The 3,756-nt window shown below is 60.7% G+C and carries 6 protein-coding genes; all 6 read left to right on the top strand.

The features are described 5' to 3' along the window. Positions 1 to 536 (top strand): DUF2345 domain-containing protein (locus tag BTW07_RS11035; protein ID WP_144076897.1); only part of this gene is annotated, 536 nt, incomplete at its 5' end. A gap of 6 nt (positions 537 to 542) precedes the next feature. Beyond that, complete coding sequence (locus BTW07_RS11030; protein ID WP_075570235.1) at positions 543 to 1,097, top strand: DUF4123 domain-containing protein; 555 nt, start codon at positions 543 to 545, stop codon at positions 1,095 to 1,097. After that, on the top strand, positions 1,094 to 1,456 hold the full coding sequence (locus BTW07_RS19835; RefSeq protein ID WP_075570234.1) for a hypothetical protein: 363 nt from the start codon (positions 1,094 to 1,096) through the stop codon (positions 1,454 to 1,456). Before BTW07_RS11030 ends, BTW07_RS19835 begins: the two co-directional genes overlap by 4 nt. Further along, positions 1,456 to 2,247, top strand: a complete 792-nt coding sequence (locus tag BTW07_RS11020; protein WP_075570233.1) for a Tox-REase-5 domain-containing protein — start codon at positions 1,456 to 1,458, stop codon at positions 2,245 to 2,247. The genes BTW07_RS19835 and BTW07_RS11020 overlap by 1 nt, the downstream gene beginning before the upstream one ends. A 20-nt stretch (positions 2,248 to 2,267) precedes the next feature. Continuing rightward, positions 2,268 to 2,984 (top strand): Imm52 family immunity protein, encoded by a 717-nt coding sequence (locus BTW07_RS11015; protein ID WP_075570232.1) that lies wholly within the window; start codon positions 2,268 to 2,270, stop codon positions 2,982 to 2,984. 90 nt (positions 2,985 to 3,074) lie between these two features. Beyond that, positions 3,075 to 3,756 (top strand): type VI secretion system Vgr family protein (locus tag BTW07_RS11005; protein ID WP_244158350.1); only part of this gene is annotated, 682 nt, incomplete at its 3' end.

Below are 3,756 nucleotides of genomic sequence, written 5' to 3'. Positions count from 1 at the left end.
CGGCGCGGATGAAAGCCCCCTGGCTGCACCTGGCCTCCCCGGCGGGCATCACCATGAGTACCCCGGAATCGACCCACCTGGCCCAGGGCAGATCGCTCAGCATCTCCAGCGGCGAAAACGTCAACATCGCCACCGGCAAGAGCCTGGTCGCCTCGATCTCCGAGAAGCTCTCGCTGTTCGTGCAGAAGGCGGGCATCAAGCTGTTCGCGGCGCGGGGCAAGGTGGAGATGCAGGCGCAGGATGGCGAAATGGCCTTCACCGCGGAGAAAGGCGTCAAGGTGACTTCGACCGAGGGCCGCATCGAAATCAATGCCGAGAACGGCATCCTGCTGCAGAGCGGCGGCGGCTATATCCGCATCGAAGGCGGCAACATCGAAGTCCACTGCCCGGGTGCCGCGGATCTCAAGGGGGCGCAGCACAACTTCGGCGGGCCGACGAGTCTCCAGATTCCGCTCGATGCGCTACCGCGTGAACCACTCTGCTACTCATGCCTGCTGGAAGCCGCCGAGAAGGGGGCGACGTATCTGCGTCGGTGATGCCCCATGAAAGATGCCCACCTCACACTGGCTGACGAGCGGCTGCAGCGCCTGTTCGAGCAGGCTGACGACGAAAAGCTCGTTGGCTATCTGCTGGTCGACCTGTCGATCGACCGGCGAACGCAGAACACGGTCTTGCCGATCCATCGCCGCGGCGCCTCGCGCAGCCTGTTTCAGAACACGCCCGAACAGGGTTTCTCCGCCATCGCTCCCCATCTGGTGCCACTGAACGGCCTGCGCGATGCCGAGTGCGCCACGCTGATCGAACAAGATACTGAGGTGGCCGCTTTCAGTTGGCTATGGGTCGACGAGAGCGCGACAAACGATCTCTTCGCGCATCTGCAAAAGCAGCTCGACATGCGCTTGCCCGATGGTGGCCTCGCGCTACTGCGCTACTACGACCCAAGGGTTTTCACCAAGCTGATGCAACTGCTGGACGACGAGCAACGGAAGACGTTGTTTGGCCCTATTCGTTATTGGAGCGTTCGTGTGACGGAGGAGCGACAGGTTTTCCAGCCATCCGATGATGCGGAAGATATGTTGCAGGGAGAAAGACCATGATCGAACTGACGCCGGATCAGGAGCGACGGCTGCGCCAGCCCGAACGGCAAGCGATGATCGACGAGGCGATGGCGTTTCTGCAATCTCGTCTGCCCTCACTCTACCGGCAACAGACACCCCAAGCCCATGCCGAGACCCTGGGCCAGGGTTACGACCGCGCCACCGGCTTTGGCATGACCCGAAAAGACCTGATTCAAAAGTACATGCTCTACGGCCTGAGCGCCCCGGCGCTGATCGACGGCGAGACAGTCGCTCGCTATTTCCGAGAGAGCGAGCAGTCGCCCGATCTGCTCGCCCAGGACCTGCTGGCGTTGATCGAGATGCCCCCGGCCAGTGCCACCAACCAGGGAGACGACTGATGGTATTGCCACTCATTGCATTGGGCGGGTACGAGGCGCTGGTCCTGCTGGGTGTCGTGGGGGCCGGCACGGCAGCCGCCACGATCGAATCGCAGACCGGCGCCTTCTCCAAGGCAGGCAACGCCATGGCGGAGGCCGGCAAGGAAGTCCTGACCACAGCCGTGAATTACAACCTCGCGATCACCCGCGAGGCGCTTACCGCGGTCGGTGTACTGAACGACACGACCTCAGAAAGCGACAGCGACACTCGTTCGCGGCCGGTCGCGGGTGAAGTCAGCGATACCGACACCAACGAAGACTGCAACGACTGCGAGCCCCGAAAAAGGGGAGGCACATTCGTCGCAGGCCGGCGATTCGAAACGGGGGACGGACGTTGGCCCGAATACCAGCTGAAGATCGCCAATATGGGCGGCGGACCGACCTTTGCTATCGTGGGGCCCAACCGGATCGAGGAGTGGCGATTCAGCGGCGTCGATTTCGATGGATTCTGGTCAGCCAGTTGCACGTTGGTCGAGGCCAAGTATGGCTATCGGCAGTTTCTGGAGCAGGATCTGGATGGAAACTGGGAGCCACGAGTCATCGTCAATAGCCGTGGACAGCGACTGGACTTTATGTCGAAAGCAATAAAGGGCTTTCCCACTCAAGCAAGCCAGCAATACGACGCCATCAAGAGCAACACTCCCCCAGCTCAGCTATCCTGGTATTTTTCGGACGATGTGGTGAGAGACTATGTCAGCCGAGTTTTTTTGGCTGCAAGGTTGCCAGTCCCGTGCATCTACGAACCCTTTTAAAAAATCAAGAGAGATCAGTCATGAGCTATGCTGGCGCAGTAATCAGCTTTATCGTTCCTCCTGCCGAAGATCCAATGGCCGCAGAAGCCGTGTATGACCGTTGGATTTCCATGCTAGATGCGATCAGCCAAGAAGACCCAGTGCTGAGTCAGTGGCGCTATGCTGATGATGATCGCGGGGTATTACTGGACGTACACGAACGAGCCAGGGTGGTTCAGCTTGCCATCAGTGATGTTCGCCAGTTCAATCATAACTACAAAGGAGTGGGGCTTATATCGTTCACCTCCTACGGAAATTTCAGCATGGAGGAAAAAAAATACCACTATACCGAGAACAGCTTTTCTTGGGGGGGGGGAGGCTCAGGAGTTTTCTCATTACGAAACACTCGACTCAAACAGACCGCCTGGCCAGATTACTGGCAGGCCTTCGCTAACTGCCTACGAAAATTGTCTGAAGTGATGCCGCCTCGCTGGGCGAATGTGGCGCCATTCGCTTATTTTGATTTGGCCGCTTTCCCCCATCGCGAGTGGGTCGGTTGGATGGCACTGGTGCCGGACGTCGATTTGAGCAACGAGATGCCCTTTGTCGCGCTGGCCGAATACTTGCCCGATATCGGCACCCTGATCGTGACCACCAAGGAGCCGTTCGACCCCGAGAATGAGGAGCATATCAAACTGGCCCGGGCGACCGAGGTGTTTCTGGCCGATAGAGGGCTGTTGCCAGAGCGAGGCATTTGATCGGTTTTTTTAGGCGCTCAAACCCGTCTGCCCCAGCACCCGCTGCACGATCTGGGCGGTGAGGAAGAACGCCAGTTCCTGCTGCTCGGGGTGACCGTCCACGCCGAGAACGCCCTGCCGGTCTCGGCCCAGCTCCAGGCGTTGCCGGGCAGCCTGCAGCCGCAGCTCGACGCTGCCAAGCAGGCGCATGGGGTAGAAGACGAGGGCGATAGCGACCGTCTCTCCGACTACATGAGTGGCGGCACCGGCCACTTTTTCGTCCCGCGCATCGGCCAGGAAGTGCTGGTCGATTTCCTCGAGGGCGATGCCGACCGGCCGCTGATCACCGGCCGGGTCTACAACGGCGAGCAGAGGCCCGACTGGCACAGCCACGGCCTGCTCTCCGGCTTCAAGAGCAAGACCTACCGCGGCAGCAAGTACAACGAACTCGTCTTCGACGACGCCATCGACCAGGAACGTGTTCGGCTCAACTCCGAAGCCGAGAAGAGCCAGCTCAACCTCGGCTACCTGATCCACCAGACCGGCAACACCCGGGGTGCCTTCCGCGGTACCGGGTTCGAGCTGCGCACCGATGCCTATGGCGCCATCCGCGCCAACCAGGGGCTCTACCTCTCAAGCTGGGGCCAGCTCGGCGCCAGCGGCGACCAGCTCGACCTCACCCCGGCCAGACAGCAGCTCGACAGCGCCTACCACCTCAGCGACAGCCTCAGCCAGAGCGCCCAGGACCACAACGCCGACGCCCTCGACAGCCGCCAGAACCTCAAGCAGGCCG

Origin of the sequence: Salinicola socius (assembly GCF_001937195.1) — a bacterium.
GTDB lineage: Bacteria > Pseudomonadota > Gammaproteobacteria > Pseudomonadales > Halomonadaceae > Salinicola > Salinicola socius.
This window is presented reverse-complemented; position numbering and strand designations above follow the sequence as displayed.

Excerpts from the sequence above, each read along its gene's own strand:
- BTW07_RS11015 (WP_075570232.1), top strand. The coding sequence starts at position 2,268 with ATGAGCTATGCTGGCGCAGTAATCAGCTTTATCGTTCCTCCTGCCGAA.
- BTW07_RS11030 (WP_075570235.1), top strand. The coding sequence starts at position 543 with ATGAAAGATGCCCACCTCACACTGGCTGACGAGCGGCTGCAGCGCCTG.
- BTW07_RS11020 (WP_075570233.1), top strand. The coding sequence starts at position 1,456 with ATGGTATTGCCACTCATTGCATTGGGCGGGTACGAGGCGCTGGTCCTG.
- BTW07_RS19835 (WP_075570234.1), top strand. The coding sequence starts at position 1,094 with ATGATCGAACTGACGCCGGATCAGGAGCGACGGCTGCGCCAGCCCGAA.